General features: G+C 68.0%; 18 protein-coding genes. 13 read left to right on the top strand and 5 right to left on the bottom strand.

The window, feature by feature from the left end; genetic code table 11:
• Nucleotides 1-5 precede the first annotated feature (5 nt).
• Genes NF616_RS04635 through ompR form a run of 3 tightly spaced genes read right to left on the bottom strand, consistent with a single transcriptional unit; the run spans nucleotide 6 to nucleotide 2,478 of the window.
• Entirely contained in the window at nucleotides 6-1,319 is a 1,314-nt protein-coding gene (locus tag NF616_RS04635) for an ATP-binding protein (RefSeq protein ID WP_252271885.1), read from the bottom strand.
• Nucleotides 1,320-1,739 (bottom strand): hypothetical protein, encoded by a 420-nt coding sequence (locus tag NF616_RS04640; protein WP_252271886.1) that lies wholly within the window; start codon nucleotides 1,737-1,739, stop codon nucleotides 1,320-1,322. It lies immediately after the preceding gene.
• Nucleotides 1,740-1,758: 19 nt separating this feature from the next.
• The gene (gene ompR / locus NF616_RS04645; protein ID WP_252271887.1) at nucleotides 1,759-2,478 is read right to left on the bottom strand and encodes an osmolarity response regulator transcription factor OmpR; all 720 of its coding nucleotides are present in this window, start codon (nucleotides 2,476-2,478) and stop codon (nucleotides 1,759-1,761) included.
• A gap of 174 nt (nucleotides 2,479-2,652) precedes the next feature.
• Here ompR and NF616_RS04650 point away from each other — a divergent pair, with 174 nt between their 5' ends.
• The 4 genes from NF616_RS04650 to rmf all read left to right on the top strand — a co-directional run bounded on the left by NF616_RS04650 (nucleotide 2,653) and on the right by rmf (nucleotide 7,590).
• Nucleotides 2,653-4,977 carry a Tex family protein gene (locus NF616_RS04650; protein WP_252271888.1) on the top strand — a complete coding sequence of 775 codons (2,325 nt, stop codon included), beginning with the start codon at nucleotides 2,653-2,655 and terminating at the stop codon, nucleotides 4,975-4,977.
• Nucleotides 4,978-4,980: 3 nt separating this feature from the next.
• On the top strand, nucleotides 4,981-5,364 hold the full coding sequence (locus NF616_RS04655; RefSeq protein ID WP_192399110.1) for a PaaI family thioesterase: 384 nt from the start codon (nucleotides 4,981-4,983) through the stop codon (nucleotides 5,362-5,364).
• Between the two features lie 297 nt (nucleotides 5,365-5,661).
• Nucleotides 5,662-7,248: a glutamate--cysteine ligase gene (gene gshA, locus NF616_RS04660; RefSeq protein WP_252271889.1), complete on the top strand. Its 1,587-nt coding sequence runs from the start codon at nucleotides 5,662-5,664 to the stop codon at nucleotides 7,246-7,248.
• Nucleotides 7,249-7,392: 144 nt separating this feature from the next.
• A complete protein-coding gene (rmf, locus tag NF616_RS04665; protein ID WP_252271890.1) occupies nucleotides 7,393-7,590 on the top strand; it encodes a ribosome modulation factor in 198 nt (65 codons plus the stop codon).
• Between the two features lie 355 nt (nucleotides 7,591-7,945).
• Here the strand turns inward: rmf and argA are convergent, their stop codons facing one another.
• Both argA and argE read right to left on the bottom strand, forming a co-directional pair.
• Nucleotides 7,946-9,244: an amino-acid N-acetyltransferase gene (argA, locus tag NF616_RS04670; RefSeq protein ID WP_252271891.1), complete on the bottom strand. Its 1,299-nt coding sequence runs from the start codon at nucleotides 9,242-9,244 to the stop codon at nucleotides 7,946-7,948.
• Between the two features lie 167 nt (nucleotides 9,245-9,411).
• Nucleotides 9,412-10,551 carry an acetylornithine deacetylase gene (gene argE / locus NF616_RS04675; RefSeq protein ID WP_252271892.1) on the bottom strand — a complete coding sequence of 380 codons (1,140 nt, stop codon included), beginning with the start codon at nucleotides 10,549-10,551 and terminating at the stop codon, nucleotides 9,412-9,414.
• A gap of 166 nt (nucleotides 10,552-10,717) precedes the next feature.
• On the opposite strand from argE, the gene NF616_RS04680 reads away from it, so the two are divergent.
• The 9 genes from NF616_RS04680 to NF616_RS04720 all read left to right on the top strand — a co-directional run bounded on the left by NF616_RS04680 (nucleotide 10,718) and on the right by NF616_RS04720 (nucleotide 21,302).
• Complete coding sequence (locus tag NF616_RS04680) at nucleotides 10,718-12,190, top strand: inorganic phosphate transporter (RefSeq protein ID WP_252271893.1); 1,473 nt, start codon at nucleotides 10,718-10,720, stop codon at nucleotides 12,188-12,190.
• Between the two features lie 67 nt (nucleotides 12,191-12,257).
• The gene (locus NF616_RS04685; RefSeq protein WP_252271894.1) at nucleotides 12,258-13,622 is read left to right on the top strand and encodes a CYTH domain-containing protein; all 1,365 of its coding nucleotides are present in this window, start codon (nucleotides 12,258-12,260) and stop codon (nucleotides 13,620-13,622) included.
• 33 nt (nucleotides 13,623-13,655) lie between these two features.
• Nucleotides 13,656-15,440: a type IV pilus assembly ATPase TfpB gene (gene tfpB / locus NF616_RS04690; RefSeq protein ID WP_252271895.1), complete on the top strand. Its 1,785-nt coding sequence runs from the start codon at nucleotides 13,656-13,658 to the stop codon at nucleotides 15,438-15,440.
• 65 nt (nucleotides 15,441-15,505) lie between these two features.
• Nucleotides 15,506-16,429, top strand: coding sequence for an SPFH domain-containing protein (locus NF616_RS04695; protein ID WP_252271896.1), 924 nt, complete (start codon nucleotides 15,506-15,508; stop codon nucleotides 16,427-16,429).
• Nucleotides 16,426-16,872 (top strand): NfeD family protein, encoded by a 447-nt coding sequence (locus NF616_RS04700; protein ID WP_252271897.1) that lies wholly within the window; start codon nucleotides 16,426-16,428, stop codon nucleotides 16,870-16,872. Before NF616_RS04695 ends, NF616_RS04700 begins: the two co-directional genes overlap by 4 nt.
• A 54-nt stretch (nucleotides 16,873-16,926) precedes the next feature.
• Nucleotides 16,927-17,964, top strand: coding sequence for a GGDEF domain-containing protein (locus NF616_RS04705; RefSeq protein WP_252271898.1), 1,038 nt, complete (start codon nucleotides 16,927-16,929; stop codon nucleotides 17,962-17,964).
• A 77-nt stretch (nucleotides 17,965-18,041) separates the two neighbouring features.
• Nucleotides 18,042-18,368: a DUF2388 domain-containing protein gene (locus NF616_RS04710; RefSeq protein WP_252271899.1), complete on the top strand. Its 327-nt coding sequence runs from the start codon at nucleotides 18,042-18,044 to the stop codon at nucleotides 18,366-18,368.
• Nucleotides 18,369-18,413: 45 nt separating this feature from the next.
• Nucleotides 18,414-19,694 (top strand): esterase/lipase family protein, encoded by a 1,281-nt coding sequence (locus NF616_RS04715; protein WP_252271900.1) that lies wholly within the window; start codon nucleotides 18,414-18,416, stop codon nucleotides 19,692-19,694.
• Between the two features lie 366 nt (nucleotides 19,695-20,060).
• Nucleotides 20,061-21,302 carry an OprD family porin gene (locus tag NF616_RS04720; RefSeq protein WP_252271901.1) on the top strand — a complete coding sequence of 414 codons (1,242 nt, stop codon included), beginning with the start codon at nucleotides 20,061-20,063 and terminating at the stop codon, nucleotides 21,300-21,302.
• The last annotated feature ends 90 nt before the right edge of the window (nucleotides 21,303-21,392 follow it).

Below are 21,392 nucleotides of genomic sequence, written 5' to 3' on the forward strand. Positions count from 1 at the left end.
CCCGCTCAGTTGGCGTCGCGCGGCAGCAACAGCCCCAGCGGCAGACAGATGCGCGCCTCCAGGCCGCCACCCGAGCGGTTGCGCAGCTCGACGCTGCCGCCGTGCAGCGCGGCGATGCGCTTGACGATGGCCAGGCCGAGCCCGGTGCCCTTGCCGCCACGGGCGCGATCGCCACGGATGAACGGGTTGAAGATCTCGCCCATCTCCGAGGCGGCGATGCCGGGGCCACGGTCGAGCACGCTGAGCACCACGTAGGGCGCGCTCTCGTCGCCGGCCAGATTGGTCACCACCTCCACGCTCTGGCCACCGTAGCGCAGGGCGTTTTCCAGCAGGTTCACCAGCAGGCGCTTGATCGAGACCCGGCGCAGCGGGAAGGCTGGCAGCTGCTCCAGGTACAGGCGCACCTGCTCGCTGTGCTGGTTGTACGGCGCGACCACCTCGCGCACCAGCTCGCCCAGGTCGCAGAGCTCCGAGCGCTCGTCGCGGCCATCGCGGATGAAGGCGAGGAACTGGTCGAGGATGGTGTCCATGTGCTCGATGTCGCGGATCATGTCCTCGGTCATCTCGGCGTCGCCGCCGAGCATCTCCAGCGACAGGCGCAGGCGCGTCAGCGGCGTGCGCAGGTCATGGGAGACGCCGGCCAGCATCAGCTCGCGCTCGCGGGCGCCCTGCTCGATGTCCTCGGCCATCTGGTTGAAGGCGCGGTACACCTCGGTCATCTCGCTGGGCGTGTCGCTCACCGGCAGGCGCACGCTGCGCCCCTGACCGAACTGGCGGGCAGCGAACACCAGGCGCTTGAGCGGCGCGTTCAACTGGGTGACGAAGATCCACGCCGCCGCGGTGGAGAGCAGACCGATGCCGAGGAACCAGCCGAGCACGCTCCAGATCTTCTGCCCGCGCAGCGGATAGGGGTAGAGCGGCACCTTCAGCCAGTCGTCGCCCAGGCTGGGCGCGCGCACCCAGAGGGCCGGCGGGCTTTGCACCCGCACGCGCACCTCGGTGTCCGGGCCCAGCTCGGACTGCATCTGGCGCAGGAACACCTCGGAATAGGGCCAGTGCTGCTCGGTCGCCGGCACCTGCTCGCGCGCCACCCGGGTCAGGGTCGCCGCCTCGGCGATCTGCGCGCGGTCCTCCGGGTCCGCCGCCCAGTAGGCGCGCAGGGTCAGCGCCGCGCCGTGGCTGTACTGGCGGTCGACCAGCATGTCCTCGTTCATCATCAGGTACACCAGGGTCAGCGCCTTGGAGAACAGCACGACGACGAGCACCAGCCACAAGGTGCGGGCGAAGAAGCTTTGCGGGAACCAGCGAGGGGTTTTCATTTATGTCGCCATGTAGCGGTCGCCGGAGCGGCGAGCGCACCAATGCGGGAGAACGGACTGACCTGCGTATGACAGCGCAATGCCCGCGGCAGCGCAGAACAGCAAATAGGCCGAACGGTAGGGGTGACTCCAATCTGCCCAAGGCGGCGCGAGCACCAGCAAGGGAAGAACGAACAGGGCCATGGCGCCGAGGGCCAATTGCAGGCGCCGCACGGGCCAGAGCAGCGCACCGGTGTTCTGCAGCAGCATCAACAGCGGGAACCAGCACAGCTGCAACGCGCCGGCCAGCAGGCCCCAGGCCACGCCACCGCGCAGCGGGCGGCCCTGCTGTAAAGCCAGCTCGTGGCCGAACCCGTAGAGGGCCAGCAGCGCCAAACTGCTCAGCCCCGTGAGCAGGAGCACCCACAGGCTGCGGATCAACGGCACGCGCCGGCGCACATCACTTGCTGCCGTCCGGCACGAAGACGTAACCCACGCCCCAGACGGTCTGGATATAGCGCGGCTTGGACGGGTCCGGCTCGATCAGCCGGCGCAGGCGGGAAATCTGCACGTCGATGGAGCGCTCCAGCGCGTCCCACTCGCGGCCGCGCGCCAGGTTCATCAGCTTGTCGCGGGTCAGCGGTTCGCGGGCGTGCTGGACCAGGGCCTTGAGCACGGCGAACTCGCCAGTGGTGAGCATGTGTACCTCGTCGCCCCTCTTCAGCTCGCGGGTCGCCAGGGACAGCTCGTAGTCGCCGAAGCTGACGGTCTCGTCCGCGCTGGCCGGGGCGCCCGGCACTACTGGCGCCTGACGGCGTAGCACGGCCTTGATCCGCGCCAGCAGCTCGCGCGGGTTGAACGGCTTGGCCAGGTAGTCGTCGGCGCCGCCCTCCAGGCCCTGGATGCGGCTGGCCTCGTCGCCCTTGGCGGTGAGCATGATGATCGGCATCTGGTTGTTCGCCTCGCGCAGGCGGCGGCAGGCGGATAGGCCGTCCTCGCCCGGCAGCATCAGGTCGAGCACCAGCAGCTGGAACAGTTCGCGGGCCAGCAGGCGGTCCATCTGCTCGACGTTCTCCACCGCGCGCACGCGATAACCCTGCTCGCTGAGGAAGCGTTCCAGCAGGCGGCGTAGGCCGGGGTCGTCGTCGACGATGAGGATCTTTTCGCCTTCGGTGCTCATGTTCTCTCCTGTGCGAGTGGCGGCGCATTATCGCCCAGCGCCGATGCGCCGCGGCTTGGCCATTGTTAGCAGATTTTTCCCTGAACGGTTCCCAAGGCTTTCCGCCTCGGTGTTTATAATGCGGCGCTTTCGCGTCGGCCAGTCGGCGTGGTTTTTCTGTCAGGTAGTGTGTTCATGGATAGCATCAACAAGCGTATCGCCGCCGAGCTCGGTGTCCTCCCGCAACAGGTCGCCGCCGCCGTGGCCCTGCTCGACGAAGGCTCCACCGTGCCCTTCATCGCCCGCTACCGGAAGGAAGTCACCGGCAGCCTGGACGACACCCAGCTGCGCCACCTGGAAGAGCGCCTGCGCTACCTGCGCGAGATGGACGAGCGCCGCGCCGCGATCCTCGCCAGCATCGAGGAACAGGGCAAGCTGACGCCCGAACTCAAGCGCGAGATCGACGAGGCCGACACCAAGACCCGCCTCGAAGACCTCTACCTGCCGTACAAGCAGAAGCGCCGCACCAAGGGCCAGATCGCCCTGGAAGCCGGCCTCGGCGAGCTGGCCGACGGCCTGTTCAATGATCCGAGCCTGAACCCGGAAGCCGAGGCAGCGCGCTTCGTCGATGCCGAGAAGGGCTTCGCCGATATCAAGGCCGTGCTGGAAGGCGCCAAGTACATCCTCATGGAGCGCTTCGCCGAGGACGCCAGCCTGCTCGACACGCTGCGTTCCTTCCTGAAGAACGAGGCCACCCTCAGCGCCCGCGTGGTTGCCGGCAAAGAAACCGAAGGCGCCAAGTTCAGCGACTATTTCGAGCACGACGAGGCGCTCAAGGGCGTGCCGTCGCACCGCGCATTGGCGATCTTCCGCGGCCGCAACGAGGGCATCCTCGGCGCCAGTCTCAAGGTCGGCGACGAAGCGCCCGGCACCCTGCACCCGTGCGAACTGATGATCGCCGAGCGCTTCGGCATCGAGCAGCGCGGCCGCGCCGCCGACAAGTGGCTGGGCGAAGTGGTGCGCTGGACCTGGAAGGTCAAGCTGTATACCCATCTGGAAACCGACCTGCTCGGCGAGCTGCGCGAGAAGGCCGAAGACGAGGCGATCACCGTGTTCGCCCGCAACCTGCACGACCTGCTGCTGGCGGCCCCGGCCGGACCGCGCGCCACCCTGGCGCTGGACCCGGGCCTGCGTACCGGCTGCAAGGTGGCCGTGGTCGACGCCACCGGCAAGGTGCTGGAAACCGCCACCGTCTACCCGCACGCGCCGCGCAACGACTGGGACGGCACCCTGGCGATACTCGCCAAGCTGTGCGCCAAGCACGCGGTAGACCTGATCTCGATCGGCAACGGCACCGCCAGCCGCGAGACCGACAAGCTGGCCATCGACCTGATCAAGAAGCTGCCGGCGCTCAAGCTGACCAAGGTGATGGTCTCCGAGGCCGGCGCCTCGGTGTACTCCGCCTCCGAGCTGGCCGCCCGCGAATTCCCGGACATGGACGTGTCGCTGCGCGGCGCAGTCAGCATCGCCCGCCGCCTGCAGGACCCGCTGGCCGAGCTGGTGAAGATCGACCCGAAATCCATCGGCGTCGGCCAGTACCAGCACGACGTGTCGCAGCTGAAATTGGCGCGCTCGCTGGACGCGGTGGTCGAGGACTGCGTGAATGCCGTCGGGGTGGATGTGAACACCGCCTCCGCCGCCCTGCTGGCGCGCATCTCCGGCCTCAACAGCACCCTGGCCGGCAACATCGTGGCCTTCCGCGACGCCAACGGCGCGTTCAAGAGCCGCGCCGACCTCAAGCAGGTGCCGCGCCTGGGCGAGAAGACCTTCGAACAGGCCGCCGGCTTCTTGCGCGTGATGAACGGCGACAACCCGCTGGACGCCTCCGCAGTGCACCCGGAGACCTACCCGCTGGTGCAACGCATCGCCGCCGACACCGGCCGCGATGTGCGCTCGCTACTGGGCGACTCCAGCTTCCTGCGCAGCCTCGATCCCAAGCGCTTCACCGACGAAACCTTCGGCCTGCCGACCGTCACCGACATTCTCAAGGAACTGGACAAGCCCGGCCGCGACCCGCGCCCGGAATTCAAGACCGCCGAGTTCCAAGAAGGCGTCGAGAGCCTCAAGGACCTGCAGCCGGGCATGATCCTCGAAGGCGTGGTGACCAACGTCACCAACTTCGGCGCCTTCGTCGATATCGGCGTACACCAGGACGGTCTGGTGCACATCAGCGCGCTGTCGGAGAAGTTCGTCAAAGCCCCCTACGAGGTCGTCAAGGCCGGCGACATCGTCAAGGTGAAAGTCATGGAAGTGGACATCCCGCGTAACCGCGTCGGCCTGACCATGCGCATGAGCGACACCCCTGGCGAGAAGGTCGATGGCCCGCGCGGCGGGCAATCCCGTGGTGGCCATCGCGGCAACCAGCCGCGCGCCGAGCGCCACTCCAGCCAGGACAAGCCGGCGCCGGCCAACGCGGCCATGGCCTCGCTGTTCGCCAACGCCAAGCAGCTGAGGAAATGAGTCGTGAGTGACGCGCCCGTCGGCAAGCAAAGCAACTTCAGCCGCCTGCTCGGCATCCGCATCCTGCGTGCCGAGAACGGTGAATCCGAGCTGCGCATGGACATGCAGGAGCAGATGCTCAACCTGCACGGGCGCATGCACGGCGGCGCGCTCTACTCGCTGATCGACACCGCCCTCGGCCAGGCCAGCCACAGCCTGTTCGGCGGCGAGGCCGGCAGCATGACCCTGGAGTGCAAGGTCAACTACATCCGCGGCGTCGAGTCCGGCGAGGTGGTCTGCCACGCCCGCGTACTCAACGGTGGGCGCAAGGTGCATGTGCTGGAGGCCAAGGTGGAACAGGGCGACAAGCTGATCGCCACGGCCCAGGCCACGTTCATCTGCAAATAAGGACGCCGCCGGCCTTGGCGCCGGCGGGGCTGTAGCCGCTCTCGGCAGGCACGGCTCGCTTGCTCCCGACCTCGCTTATGCGAGAGGGCGGCAGGTTCAGGCCCTGCTCCACGCGGGCTTCCGTCACGACTGCCTCGCGGCGCAGGCAAGCCCCCGAACAGCACAGGATTGCACCGAGCCCCTCGCTCGGCGCATCCTCCCCTTCCGGCCAGGCGACAGCGTCCGTCCGCAACCCGACTTGCAGTGTGGCGGCCCCATCCCCATATAGGGGCGACCGTCGAGTGAAGGAAAAGAATCTTGAGCGATCTCCTCAACCGCCGCCTGGCCCTGCTCGGCGATGCCGCCCACCTGTCCCTGCTCACCCAGTGCCTGCACGGCATCGAGCGCGAGACCCTGCGTGTGACGGCCGATGGCCGGCTGGCGCAGACGTCGCACCCGCAGACCCTGGGCTCGGCGCTGACTCACGAACAGATCACCACCGACTATTCCGAAGCGCTGCTGGAGTTCATCACCCCGGCCGAGCCGAACCCGGCCGACACCCTGGCCGACCTCGAACGCATTCACCGCTTCGCCGCCAGCCGCCTGGATGGCGAGTACCTGTGGAGCCCGTCGATGCCGGGCCTGCTGCCCGAGGAAGCGGACATCCCCATCGCCCGCTACGGCAGCTCCAACATCGGTCGCCTCAAGTACGTGTACCGCCAGGGCCTCGCCCTGCGCTATGGCAAGACCATGCAGTGCATTGCCGGCATTCACTACAACTTCAGCCTGCCGGAGGCGGTCTGGCCGCTACTGCAGCGACTGGATGGCGATAGCCAGAGCGCACGCGACTACCAGTCCGCCGCCTACATCGCACTGATCCGCAACTTCCGCCGCTACAGCTGGCTGCTGATGTACCTGTTCGGCGCCTCGCCGGCGCTGGATGCCAGCTTCCTGCGTGGCCGTCCGCACCGGCTGCAGCAGCTCGATGCGGACACTCTCTATCTGCCTCATGCCACCAGCCTGCGCATGAGCGACCTGGGCTACCAGAGCAGCGCCCAGGAAGGCCTGACGCCCTGCTACAACGACCTGGCCAGCTACACCGAGAGCCTGCGCCGCGCAGTTGCCACGCCTTATCCGGCCTATGCCGAGATCGGCACCAAGGACGCCAACGGCGAGTGGCTGCAGCTCAACACCAACGTCATCCAGATCGAAAACGAGTACTACTCGAGCATCCGTCCGAAGCGCGTCACCCGCTCCGGCGAGCGGCCGATCCAGGCGCTGATGAGCCGCGGCGTGCAGTACGTGGAAGTGCGCTGCCTGGACATCAACCCCTACCTGCCGCTGGGCATCGACCTGAACCAGGCGCGCTTCCTCGACGCCTTCATCCTGTTCTGCGCCCTGTCCGACAGCCCGCTGCTGGGCGGCGGCGAATGTCGCGGCTGCACCGACAATTTCCTCAAGACGGTCAAGGAGGGACGCCGTCCCGGCCTGCAGCTGCAGCGCGGCGCGGAGCAGATCGAACTGCGCGCCTGGGCCGGCGAACTGCTCGAGGCCTTCGCGCCGATCGCCGCCCTGCTCGACCGCGCCCACGGCGGCGACGCCTACCAGGCCGCGCTGGGACTGCAGCAGCGCAAGGTCGAAGATCCCAGCCTGACGCCGTCGGCGCGGGTGCTGGCCGAACTGCAGGCACGCGGCGAGCGCTTCCGCGATTTCGCCCTGCGGCAGAGCGCGGCCCACGCCGCGACCCTGCGCGAGCAACCGCTGAGCGCGGCCGAGGAGCAGACCTTCGAACGCATGGCGCGCGACTCGTTGGCGGCTCAGGCCGAGCTGGAGCGTGCAGAGAATGGCGATTTCGACGGGTTCGTCGCCGCCTACCAGGCCAGCATTCTCGGTATCGACATTTGAAATCAGGCACCTAGGTGACGGACTGTCGCAGACAGCGGTAGTCCGTCACAAATCCGCCACCTTGACCGTTCGGTTCGGACCAGCGGTGCGCCACTGGCTCTGGCGCGGGCTAGCCTGTCGGGAAACCTTCATCGGCCAACCGCCATGACGCCCGCCGAAGACAACCACGACTGGAGCCTGGAAAGCCTGAACAAGGCCTACCAGCAAGGCTACATGGCCGGACTCACCGGCCAGCCGCAGCACGCGCAACCCTACCCCGCCGAAGTCTTGGCCGCCGCCTGGGAGGCCGGCTGGGACGACGGCAACGAGCAGTACGCCGTGCATCAGCGCCGCAGCGCCTGATCGCTCCGGGCCTCCGATCCCCATCGACAACGCTGCCGGCCCAGGCAGAACTGCCCATCACCATCGACCTGCGACTATTGTGGCCGCTAGCGTGCGCACGGCCCCGTAGGGTGCGCCGTGCGCACCACCGAAGCCACCCGCAGAGCCCTGTCACAGGGCCTTCTCGAAGTCTTCGAATTACGCTGGTAGTTGTACAGCGACGCCCGCGCGGCGCCCTGTGCCCCCAATCGGGAATGCTGCTGGCTCAGGCCAAAATGCCCATCACTTTCACCGTACGGAAGCCGCGGCCAATCGCTGTGCGCACGCCCCCGTAGGGTGCGCTGCCCGCACCATCGGAAGCCACCTGGGAGCCCTGCTACAGCGCCTTCTCGAAGATCTTCGAGTTGCGCTGGTAGTTGTACAGCGAGGCCCGCGCCGCAGGCAGGCGGTCGACGGCGCTGGGCCCGAAGCCACGCTCCTGGAACCAGTGGGCGGTGCGGGTGGTGAGCACGTAGAGGGTCTTCAGCCCCAGCGCCCTGGCCCGCTCCTCGATGCGCTCCAGCAACTCGTCACCGCGGCCGCCGTGACGGTACTCCGGGTTGACTGCCAGGCAGGCCAGTTCGCCGGCCTCGGAATCGGCGATTGGGTAGAGCGCGGCGCAGGCGATGATCAGGCCGTCGCGCTCGACGATGCTGAACTGGCCGATCTCCCGCTCCAGCACCTCGCGCGAGCGGCGCACCAGAATGCCCTGGTCCTCCAGCGGGGTGATCAGCTCGATCAGGCCGCCGACGTCCTCGATGGTCGCCTCGCGCAGCGACTCGAACTGTTCCTGGTCGACCAGGGTGCCGCCGCCGTCACGGGTGAAGAGCTCGGTGAGCAGCGAGCCGTCTTCCATGTAGCTGACGATATGGCCGCGCTTGACCCCGGCGCGGCAGGCCTGCGCGGCGGCGTCGAGCAGCTCGGCCTGGTAGCAGCTGCCGAGGCGCGCCAGGTGCGCCGGCACCTGCTGCGGGCGCAGTTCGCGCACCAGCTTGCCGGCCTCGTCGAGCAGGCCGCGCTCGGCGCTGAACAGCAGCAGCTTGTCGGCCTGCAGGTCGATGGCGGCGCGCGTGGCGACGTCCTCGCAGGCCAGGTTGAAGATCTCCCCGGTGGGCGAATAGCCGAGCGACGAGAGCAGCACGATGCTGCGTTCGTCGAGCAGGCGGCCGATGCCCTTGCGGTCGACCCGGCGCACCTCGCCGGTGTGGTGGTAGTCGACGCCGTCGACCACGCCGATCGGCCGCGCGGTGACGAAGTTGCCGCCGGACACGCGTAGGCGCGAGCCCTGCATCGGCGAGGCGGCCATGTCCATCGACAGCCGCGCCTCGATGGCGATGCGCAGGCGCCCGACCGCATCGATCACGCAATCCAGGGTCGGGCCGTCGGTGATGCGCAGGTCGCGGTGATAGCGCGGCGCCAAACCGCGCTCGGCCAGGCGCGCCTCGATCTGCGGGCGCGAGCCGTGCACTAGCACCAGGCGCACCCCGAGGCTGTGTAGCAGCACCAGGTCGTGGACGATGTTGCCGAAATTCGGATGTTCCACACCCTCGCCGGGCAGCATGACCACGAAGGTGCAGTCCCGGTGGGCGTTGATGTAGGGCGAAGCGTGGCGGAGCCAGTTGACGTAGTCGTGCATGAGAGAGGTCGCAGTACGGGTCCATGACTCCCCTCTCCCGCCACGGGAGAGGGGCCGGGGGAGAGGGGCATCGCTCACCCTCTCCCCAAACCTCCCCCGCGAGCGGGAGAGGGCAGTCCGTAGTTATCGTCGTAGCACGGTGAACAGGCTCCGGTCGGTCTGGCGGGTCATAGGCAGTAGTGCTGAATCAGCTGGCGCAGCAGCGTCACGGTCGGCTCGATGCGCGCCAGCTCGAGGTATTCACCCGGCTGGTGGGCGCAGGCGATGTCGCCCGGGCCGAGGATCAGGGTCTCGCAGCCGAGCTGCTGAAGATACGGGGCTTCGGTGCCGAATGCCACCGACTGCGCCGCATGCCCGGTGAGACGCTCGGCGATGCGCACCAGCTCGCTGTCGGCACCCTGCTCGAAGGGCGGCACGCTGGGGAACAGCGGCCCGTAGTCGATCTGCACCCGGTGGCGCTCGGCCAGCGGCTGCAGCTTGCCGCGGATGGCCGCGCGCAGCTGCTCCGGGTCCATGCCCGGGAGCGGGCGCAGGTCGAACTCCAGCGAGCACTGGCCGCAGATGCGGTTGGGATTGTCGCCACCGTGGATGCAGCCGAGGTTGAGGGTCGGCTGCGGTACGCCGAACTGCGGGTTGTTGAATTCGCTTTGCCACTGCGCGCGCAGCTCGCGCAGGGCACCCATGGCGTCCTGCATGGCCTCGAGCGCACTGTGGCCGAGGCTCGGATCGGAGGAGTGGCCGCTCTGCCCGAGGATGTCGATGCGCTCCATCATCACGCCCTTGTGCAGGCGCACCGGCTTGAGCCCGGTGGGTTCGCCGATCACCGCGGCGCGCCCCAGGGGCCGGCCGGCCTCGGCCAGGGTCCGCGCGCCGATCATCGAGCTTTCCTCGTCGCAGGTGGCCAGCACCAGCAAAGGCTGGCGGAACGGCCGGTCGACGAGCCCACGGACGGCCTCGATCACCAGCGGGAAGAAGCCCTTCATGTCGCACACGCCGAGCCCCACCCAGCGGTCGCCCTGCTCGCTCAGGCGCAGCGGGTCGCTCTGCCACAGGCCGGCATCGAAGGGCACGGTATCGCTGTGGCCGGCCAGCACCAGCCCGCCGGGGCCGCTGCCCAGCGTCGCCAGCATGTTGCACTTGCCCGGCAGCACCTCCTGGATCTCGCAGGCGAAGCCGAGGTCGCCCAGCCAGCTGGCGAGCAGTTCGACGACGGCGCGGTTGGACTGATCCCAGTGCGGCTGGGTACAGCTCACCGAAGGCGTGGCGATCAGCGTGGCGAGCTGCTCTTTGAGCGGTGGAAGCGGCATGGCGGATCTCCCAGGGTCGGCCCTCATCATAGAGAGCCGAGACGCCGCTGCAAACGGCACGGCACGACACCTTTCGTCCGGGCGACACGACTGGAAACGAGCGTTTAAGCAGAAGCCGTTGTCATCTGGCATACTTCGCGCCCTTTTTCTCTGTCATGAAACCGTCATGTTCGATCTATTCAGCGGGCTAGATGCCTGGGTGGCCGTCAGCCTGGTGCTGGCCCTGGCCTTCGTCCTGGCCTTCGAATTCATCAATGGATTCCACGACACCGCCAACGCGGTGGCTACGGTTATCTACACCAAGGCAATGCCGCCACACCTGGCGGTGATCGCCTCCGGCATCTTCAACTTCCTCGGCGTGCTGCTCGGCGGCGTCGGCGTGGCCTACGCCATCGTCCACCTGTTGCCGGTGGAGCTGCTGATCAACGTCAACACCTCCCACGGCCTGGTGATGGTGTTCTCCCTGCTGACCGCCGCCATCGCCTGGAACCTGGGCACCTGGTACTTCGGCATCCCGGCTTCCAGCTCGCACACGCTGATCGGCTCGATCCTCGGCGTCGGCCTGGCCAACGCCCTGCTCACCGAGATCTCCCTGGCCGACGGCGTGAACTGGCAGAAGGCGATCGACATCGGCCTCTCGCTGCTGCTCTCGCCGCTGGCCGGCTTCGCCGTCGCCGCGCTGATTCTGATCGGCCTGCGCCGCGCCTTCGCCGACTCGAAGATGCACGAGACCCCGGAGAGCCGCAAAGAGATCAAGGGCAAGAAGAAGCCGCCGTTCTGGAACCGCGTGGTGCTGATCGCCTCGGCCATGGGCGTGAGCTTCGTGCACGGCTCCAACGACGGCCAGAAGGGCATCGGCCTGATCATGCTGGTGCTGATCGGCATCGTCCCGGCCAAGTTCGTCCTGGACCTCAACAGCACCACCTACCAGATCGAGCGCACCCGCGACGCCGCCATCCACCTGCAGCAGTTCTACCAGCGCAACGACGATGCGCTGAGCGACTACCTGGCCCTGGGCCGCGCCGGCAACACCGAGCTGCCCAAGCAGTTCCGCTGCGACGCCAAGCTCACCGAGCCGACCATCGCCGCGCTGATGGAAAACCTCAACGGCGTCACCGACTACAACCAGATGAGCCAGGAGAAGCGCACCCAGGTCCGCCGCTACCTGCTGTGCCTGGACGACACCGCGAAGAAGGTCGGCAAGCTGGCGACCCTGCCGGCGCGTGAGAAGGCCGACCTGGACAAGCTGCGCAAGGACCTCACCGCCACCACCGAATACGCGCCCACCTGGGTGATCTTCGCCGTGGCCCTGGCCCTGGGCATCGGCACCATGGTCGGCTGGAAGCGCGTGGTGCTGACCGTCGGCGAGAAGATCGGCAAGCAGGGCATGACCTACGCCCAGGGCATGAGTGCGCAGATCACCGCGTCCATCGCCATCGGCCTGGCCAACGTCTACAGCCTGCCGGTGTCGACCACCCACGTGCTGTCGTCCGGCGTCGCCGGTACCATGGTCGCCAACAAGAGCGGCCTGCAATTCGGTACAGTGCGCAACATCCTGATGGCCTGGGTGCTGACCCTGCCGGCCACCATCCTGCTCTCCGCGGGTCTGTTCTGGCTGGGCGTGAAGCTGTTCGTCTGAACCGCGCCCCGCATGACAAGGCCGCCTACGGGCGGCCTTTTCGTTGATGTATTACCGAGATGCTGAAATGGCCAAAGAAACCGAGATCAAACTGCGCGCCAGCCGCGAAACCCTCGCCGCCCTGCGCGACCACCCGCTGCTGAAGAAGCGCAACAAGTCCGGCTGGCAGACCCACGAGCTGTTCAACCAGTACTACGACAGCGCCGAGCGCGACCTGGCCGGCGCCCGCGTCGCCCTGCGCCTGCGCCGCGACGGCGAACAGTTCATCCAGACCCTGAAGAGCCGCGGCCAGAGCGTGGCCGGGCTGTCCGAGCGCAACGAGTGGGACTGGCATCTGAAGAAGGCCAAGCTCGATCTCAAGCTGCTCGACGACAGCTGCTGGCCGGCCAGCCTGGCGGAGTTCGACAAGGGCCGCCTGCAACCGATCTTCACCACCGACTTCGTCCGCCAGAAGGCCGAGATCGCCTGGGGCCGCGGCAAGGCCAAGACGGTGATCGAGGCGGCACTGGACCTGGGCAAGGTGGTCGCCGGCGAGGGCGAGGAAGAAATCTGCGAGCTGGAACTGGAGCTGCGCGAAGGCGAGCCCGCCGCCCTGCTGGAGCTGGCCTGCGAGCTGGCCGCCGATCTGCCGCTGATGCCCTGCGACATCAGCAAGGCCGAGCGCGGCTACCGGCTGTTCGACGCCGGCAGCTACAGCCTGAGCCTGCCGGCCCCGGAGTTGAATGCCGAGATGACGCTGGACGACGCCTTCGCCGCGCTCGCCTGGCACCTGCTCGGCAGCAGCCAGCGCCTGGCCGAGCAGTACCGCTGGAACGGCCACTGGAAGCTGCTGGAGCAATGGCTGCAGCAGCTGATCGACCTGCGCGCGCTGCTCGGCAGCCTCGGCCAGGCCGCGCCGCGCGCCTCCAGCCGCGAGCTGCGCGAAGGTCTCGACGCGCTGCTGGGCGACTGGCGTCCGCGTCTGGCCGCCGGCCGCGACGACGAGGCGCTGCGCCACCACGCGCCGGCCATGTTCGCCGGCGAATTGCTGGGCAACCGCTGGGGCCTGCTGTCGCTGCAACTGTCGCGCTGGCTGCTGCAGCGCGGCTGGACGGTCGGCCGCAACCCGCGTGGCGATCGCCAGGGCGCGGCGGCGCTGGGCAACTGGCTGCCGACCCTGCTGGCCGAGGAGGCCGAGGGCCTGCGCCTGAAGCACTACCAGCAGTTCCCCGAGGCGCTGGCCGAGCAGCTGCCGCGCATCGAGCGCCTGCAGGCCTGGCTGCGCCTGGCCCGCCAGGTGCCGGAACTGCCGGAGCTGGATCGCCTGTACGGCGAGCTGGGCAAGCTGGAGGCGCTGGCCAGCCGCGACAACGACGCCGAAGTGCTGGTCGCTCGCCAGGCACAGGCCCATACTGTGGCGACGCTCAAACCCTGGAAGCTGCTGCTGAAATAAGCTGCTCGCCCTCGTCACAGAAAAGGGAGCTCCATGTCCACCCTCGCCTCGCCCGCCCAGGATCGCTGGCTCGACCTCAACGACATCCTCCGCGAACTGGTGGCCCAGGGCCGCGTGGCCCAGGAGCAGGCCGAGCAGTGCATGGTGCTGCGCCGCGCCTCGGCCAACGCCCAGCTGCACCCCCTGGAGTTCCTCGCTGCCCAGCAGATCGACGATCTGCAGCGGCCCGGGCGCAAGCACGATCTGGAAGGCCTCACCGTGTGGCTGGCCAACTTCGCCGGCCAGCCGTATCTGCGCATCGACCCGTTGAAGATCGACGTGGCGGCGGTGACCCCGCTGATGTCCTATGCCTTCGCCCAGCGCCACAAGATCCTCGCCGTGGCGGCGGACAGCGAGACGGTGACCATCGCCAGCGCGCAGCCCTTCGTGCACAACTGGGAAAGCAATCTGACCCACGTGCTCAAGCGCCCGATCAAGCGGGTGGTGGCCAACCCGGCGGACATCCAGCGCTTCACCACCGAGTTCTACCGCCTGGCCCGCTCGGTCAGCGGCGCCACCGCCCAGGACATCAAGATCAGCGGCGTCGGCAACTTCGAGCAGTTGCTCAACCTGGGCGCCAGCGACCAGGAGCCGGACGCCAACGACGCGCACATCGTCAACATCGTCGACTGGCTGTTCCAGTACGCCTTCCAGCAGCGCGCCAGCGACATCCACATCGAGCCGCGCCGCGAGATCGGCACCGTGCGCTTCCGCATCGACGGCGTGCTGCACAACGTCTACCAGTTCCCCGCCCAGGTCACCATGGCGGTGGTCAGCCGCCTCAAGCACCTCGGCCGGATGAACGTGGCGGAGAAGCGCAAGCCGCAGGACGGCCGGGTCAAGACCAAGACGCCGGAAGGCGGCGAGGTGGAGCTGCGCCTGTCGACCCTGCCCACCGCTTTCGGCGAGAAGATGGTGATGCGCATCTTCGACCCCGAGGTGCTGCTGAAAAGCCCGGACCAGCTCGGTTTCTCGGCCGACGACCTGCGCCGCTGGGAGAGCATGACCTGCCAGCCCAACGGCATCATCCTGGTCACTGGCCCCACCGGCTCGGGCAAGACCACCACGCTCTACACCACGCTCAAGCAGCTGGCCACCGACGAGGTGAACGTCTGCACCATCGAAGACCCGATCGAGATGATCGAGGGCGCCTTCAACCAGATGCAGGTGCAGCACAACATCGAGCTGACCTTCGCCAGCGGCGTGCGCGCGCTGATGCGCCAGGACCCGGACATCATCATGGTCGGCGAGATCCGCGACCTGGAGACCGCCGAGATGGCCATCCAGGCGGCGCTCACCGGCCACCTGGTGCTGTCCACCCTGCACACCAACGACGCGCCCAGCGCGATCACCCGCCTGCTCGAGCTGGGCGTCCCGCACTACCTTCTCAAGGCCACCATCCTCGGCGTCATGGCCCAGCGCCTGGTGCGCACTCTGTGCCCGCACTGCAAGGCGCCGGTGGAGATGAGCGAAGACAGCTGGCAGGACCTGACCCGACCCTGGAACGCGCCGCTGCCGACCGGTGCCCACCGCGCCGTCGGCTGTCTGGAATGCCGCGAGACCGGCTACCGCGGCCGCGCCGGGGTCTACGAGATCATGCTGCTGAACGACAGCATCAAGCCGCTGATCACCGCCGACACCGACCTCATCGCCCTGCGCCGCGCGGCGTTCAAGGACGGCATGCGCAGCCTGCGTCTGTCCGGCGCGCAGAAGGTCGCCGCCGGCCTCACCACCGTCGAGGAAGTGCTGCGGGTCACCCCGCAGAGCGAGCAAAAGTAGCGCCACCCAAGCCGAGCGGCGCATGCAATACTGCGCGCACACATGCATTAGCAGGAGGCAACAGCATGGAAATCGGTGGTGTGATCTTTCTCTTCGTCGGCCTGGCGCTGGCCGTCGTATTCATGGGCTTCAAGGTGGTACCGCAGGGCTACGAGTGGACGGTCGAGCGCTTCGGCCGCTACACCAACACGCTCACCCCGGGCCTCAACATCATCGTCCCGGTGATGGACCGCATCGGCCGCAAACTCAACGTCATGGAAAGCGTGCTGGACATCCCGCCGCAGGAAGCGATCAGCGCCGACAACGCCATCGTCACCATCGACGCGGTGTGCTTCTTCCAGGTGATCAACGCGGCCCAGGCGGCCTACGAGGTCAACGACCTGGAACACGCCATCCGCAACCTGGTGATGACCAATATCCGCACCGTGCTCGGCTCCATGGAGCTGGACGCCATGCTCAGCCAGCGCGACGCGATCAACGAGCGCCTGCTGCGTACCGTGGACGAGGCGACCGCGCCCTGGGGCATCAAGGTCACCCGCATCGAGATCAAGGACATCAGCCCGCCCGCCGACCTGGTCGAGGCCATGGCCAGCCAGATGAAGGCCGAGCGTCTCAAGCGTGCGCAGATCCTCGAGGCCGAAGGCAAACGCCAGGCCGAGATCCTCACCGCCGAAGGCAAGAAGCAGGCGCAGATCCTCGAGGCCGAGGGCGAGCGCCAGGCCGCCTTCCTCGAGGCCGAGGCCCGCGAGCGCGCCGCCCAGGCCGAAGCCGAGGCGACCCGCATGGTGTCCGACGCCATCGCCAGCGGCAACGTGCAGGCGGTCAACTACTTCGTCGCGCAGAAGTACGTCGATGCCCTCGGCCAGCTGGCCTCCGCCAATAACAGCAAGGTGGTGCTGATGCCGCTGGAGGTCAGCCAGGTGATCGGCGCGGTCGGCGGCATCGGCGAGATCGTCCGCGCCACCTTCGGCAAGGACGGCCAGCCGTGATCGCCTACCTGCAGCACCTGTCCTTCTGGGACTGGCTGGCCTTCGGCACCGTGCTGCTGATCCTCGAGGTGTTCGGCGCCGGTGGCTACCTGCTGTGGATCGGCGTGGCCGCCGCCGCGGTGGGCGTGCTCACCTACCTCTTCCCGGATCTGCCCTGGGCCTGGCAGTTCGTGGTCTTCGCCCTGCTCTCGGTGCTCACGGCGGTGTTCTGGTGGCGGCGCCAGCGCAGCGCCGCCAAGCCCTCGGACGCACCGGGGCTGAACCGCCGGGGCAGCGAACTGATCGGGCGCACCTTCGTCCTGCACGAGGCCATCGTCGGCGGACGCGGCAAGATCCGCGCCGGCGACAGCCTGTGGCTGGTCACCGGCAGCGACCTCGCGGTCGGCAGCGCGGTACGGGTGGTCGGCCAGGACGGCGTGCTGCTGCGGGTCGAAGCGGTCTGATCGAGGCGCCCCGCAGGAACGCGGGGCCAGGAGCCGAACATGCACGAGCGGCAGATGCGAGCGGGAAGGGAGGGCGGCCACAGCGGGCTGGAGGACAGCGACCGCCGCGCGCTGATGAGCCTGATCTTCGCCGCCACCGGCCTGACCATCGGCGCCTTCTCGCTGCTGCAGTTCGGCTCCGGCAACATCCTGTTCGCCAGCCTCGAGGTGCTCGCCTGCCTGGTCCTGGTCGTCGCCAGCCGCGGCATTCTCCGGGCCCGGCGCCTGGACCTGTGGATCTATCTGTACCTGCTGCCGACCTTCGCCTTCATCCTCTATATCAGCCTGATGCCGCGGGCCTCGGCCGCCGCGTTCGTGTGGATCTACCTGATCCCGGTGCTCTCCTACCTGATGCTCGGCAAGCGCCGCGGCGTGCGTCTGGCACTGCCGTTCATGTTCGCCGGGCTGCTGCTCTACTACCTAAAGAACCCGCTGCCGGGCAGTGCGCCGGAGTGGATCGACGCCGGCAACGCCATTCTCTGCGGCGCGCTGATCGTGGTCTTCGTCCATCTCTACGAGACGCGCCGCGCCGCGGTCTTCGTCGAGCTGCAACGACAGACGCAGATCGACCCGCTGACCGGCGCCGACAGCCGTCAGCACTTCCGCCAGGAGCTGCAGCGCGCGCTCAAGGAGGCCGGGCGCAGCCAGAGCCCGCTGGTGGTGGCGCTGATGGACATCGACCACTTCAAGCAGGTCAACGACCGCCACGGCCACGAGGCCGGCGACCGCGCCCTAAGCCACGTCTGCGACCTGCTCTACCAGCGCCTGCGCGGCACCGACAACCTGGGCCGGCTCGGCGGCGAGGAGTTCGGCCTGCTGCTGCGCAGCACCGACGCCGAGGCCGCGCTGCCGCTGCTGGAGTCGCTGCGCCAGCTGATCAGCGAACAGCCGCTGGACTACGCCGGCCAGCGCATCGAGCTGTCCGCCACCTTCGGCCTGGCCGAATGGCCGCGCGACGGGCAGACCCCCGACGAGCTCTACCGCTGCGCCGATCGCCGTCTGTACCAGGGCAAGGAGCAGGGCCGCAACCAGGTGGTGGGCGAGCCGGGCTAGGCCCCACGGCCAGCGGAACTCGCCGACCGCGCCGGCGTTCTGAACCATAGGTTCAGCCGCAAACGGAGCATCCGCCCATGCGCACTCGTCAGACCGTTCTCACCCTCGCCCTGCTGTCCCTGCCGGTGGCCCCGGCCATGGCCGACGCCGATTTCTGGCGCGACGTCCTCTCCTCCGGCGCCACCACCGCCTCCACCTACATGACCTTCAAGGACGACAAGCAGGTCCTGGCCGCCCGCGACGATGCCAGCGCCTTCGTCGCCAGCGGCGGGCAAATCCGCGGCGCGCACCTGGAAGCCGCCCTGCAGCGCGTACGCAGCGAACACCCGCAGCTGCGCGCCAGTGACGAGGAGCTGGCCCAGGCACTGCTGATCCAGACCGGGCCGCAGCCGACGCGGCAGTAGCGCAGCGGCTAGACTCCAGCCGTCGACCGCGGCTGGAGAACGCTCATGGCGAGGCTGTTGTGGCTGGCACTGTTGGCCTCGCTGGCGGGCGGCTGCCAGCTGCTGGAACTGGACCGGCAGCTGCGCACCGCGCAGCAGACCCGCATCCTCATTCCCGGCCGGCTGGACGCGCAGGCCCCGCGCCAGGCGCTGGTTGCTCTATTCGCCGACCAGCACCTGCAGGCCTACCGCAGCGTGCAGCCCGGCGGGGCCTTCTACTTCAGCGTGGCCGCCGGCGACTACCAGTTGCTGGCTTTCGAGGATCGCAACGACAACCTGCGTCTCGACCCCGACGAACCACGCCATTGGCTGCCGGCCCCCGCCAGCGTGCCCTTCGAAGTGCAGCCGACGGCCGAGCGCCGCGCGGTGCTGGGCCGGCTCAACCGCCTGGACCCCGCCTTGCCCGATGCGACGCCCCTGCCCGAACTGGACCTGAGCCTGGAGCGGCTCTATCGCGACCTGCCGAAGGCGCGGCACAACTACCTGCAGGTGGTCAGCCTCGACGACCCGCGCTTCTCTGAACGGCGCACGCAAGAGGGCGCCTGGCGGCCGCTGGATTTCCTCAGCGAGGTCGGTTATGGCCTCTACCTACTGGAACCCTGGGACGAGGACCGCGAACCGATCTTCCTGCTGCACGGCATCAACAGCTCGCCCAGCGTGTGGCGCGAGCTGCTAGCCGCCCTCGACCGCGAGCGCTACCAGCCAGTGCTGTTCCACTACCCCAGCGGCATGCCACTGAACAACAGCGCCTACCTGCTGAGCGAGGCGATGCGCGATGTTCAGTTGCGCCTGAAGCCCGCGCGGATGCACCTATTCGCCCACAGCATGGGCGGGCTGGTGGCGCGCCGCAGCGTGCAGCTGCTCGAGCTGGGCGGCGGCAGCGATCACCTGTGCCTGTTGCTGACCCTGGCCACGCCCTGGGGCGGCCACCCGTCCGCCGCCACCGGCGTGTCGCGGATACCGCTGGAGGTGCCGGTGTGGCGCGACATGGCGCCTGGCAGCCCGTTCCTGCGTACGCTGTTCGCCGCGCCGCTGCCCGTGCACCTGCGGCAATGGCTGCTGGTCAGCTATGCGGGCAACAGCCGGATGATTGCCGAGCCCAACGACGGCACCGTACCGCTGGCCAGCGAGCTGATCCCAGCGGCCCAGGACGAGGCCGAGCGCCTGTTCCTGCTGCCCGAAGATCACACCGGCATCATGCGCAGCCCACGCAGCCGGGTGCTCCTGCAGCGCGCACTCGCCGGCCTGCCCGAAGATGGCTGCCGCCCCGCTTCGCCGGCCATGTGATCGTACGACCTCTTCGAATCACGCCATTTCGCCTCTACGACAAAAGTCGCCATAGCGCCTGATTGACAAGCCAGGCGGGGGTTGTCGATAATCCAGACAGGTTGTACGACAACATATAACAACAAGAGCGCTTCGGCATGCTCACGACCGCCACCTTCATCGCCTATCGGCACCTGCGCCCGGCCGCCTCGCGTCAGGCCAGCCATCTATCGCCTCATCGCTCGCCTACCGGATTCGTCGACCACTAGTCGATAACCGCCGGCGCGCTGCCCTGCGCCGGTTTCCACCGTCACCGCCTCCACATGCGCGCCGTTCGGCCTGCAGGGGGTCGGCCGTTCCGTTGAAAACCCAAGGAGCACAACAACAATGAAAGCTCGCTACACCCCGATCTCCGCCGCGCTGCTGGCCGCCGGCCTGTCCACCCTGCCGAACCTCTCCCAGGCCGCCGGTTTCGTCGAGGATGCCAAGGTCAACCTGAACCTGCGCAACTACTACATCAACCGCAACTTCGTCGACGAGTCGCCGCAGAACTACGCCGAGGAATGGACACAGAACTTCATCCTCGACGCCCGCTCCGGCTACACCGAAGGCACGGTCGGCTTCGGCGTCGACGCCCTCGGCATGCTCTCGATCAAGCTCGACGGTGGCCGCGGCACCGCCGGCACCCAGCTGATTCCAGTGCACGATGACGGTCGCCCGGCCGATGACTGGGGTCGCCTGGCCGTGGCCGGCAAGGCGCGCTTCTCCAAGACCGAGCTGAAAGTCGGCGAGTGGATGCCAGTGCTGCCGATCCTCCGCGCCGACGACGGCCGCTCGCTGCCGCAGACCTTCCAGGGCGGCCAGATCACCTCCCAGGAGATCGCCGGCCTGACCCTGTACGGCGGCCAGTTCCGCCAGAACAGCCCGCGTAACGACGGCAGCCTGGAAGACATGAGCTACGGCGGCGGCACCTCCGACCGCTTCAACTTCGGCGGCGGCGAATACACCTTCAACGACAAGCGCACCCTGGTCGGCGCCTGGTACGCCGAGCTGCAGGACGTCTACCAGCAGCAGTTCTACAACCTGCAGCACAAGCAGCCGGTGGGCGACTGGACCCTGGGCGCCAACCTCGGCTACTTCATCGGCAAGGAAGAGGGCAGTGCCCTGGCCGGCGACCTGGACAACAAGACCGCGTTCGGCATGTTCTCCGCCAAGCTCGGCGGCAACACCTTCATCGTCGGCCTGCAGAAGCTCAGCGGCGACAGCGGCTGGATGCGCGTCAACGGCACCAGCGGCGGCACCCTGGCCAACGACAGCTTCAACAACAGCTACGACAACCCCGAAGAGCGTTCCTGGCAGCTGCGCCACGACTACAACTTCGCCGCCCTCGGCCTGCCGGGCCTGACCCTGATGAACCGCTACATTAGCGGCGACAACATCGAGATCGCCGGCACCGACGACGGCGAAGAGTGGGGCCGCGAGTCCGAGCTGACCTACGTGGTGCAGTCCGGCCCGCTGAAGAGCCTCGGCCTGAAGTGGCGCAACTCCTCGCTGCGCAAGGACTGGGCCGGCTCGCGCAGCTTCGACGAGAACCGCGTGATCATCAACTTCCCGCTCGACATCCTCTGATTCCTCGGCTGCTCCTGCAGCACGCTTCGGCCCGTCTCTCGCGACGGGCCTTTTTTTGCGCAAAAAAAACGGCGCACTTGTGGTGCGCCG

This window comes from Pseudomonas subflava (assembly GCF_023823685.1).
In the GTDB taxonomy this organism is placed as follows: domain Bacteria; phylum Pseudomonadota; class Gammaproteobacteria; order Pseudomonadales; family Pseudomonadaceae; genus Aquipseudomonas; species Aquipseudomonas subflava.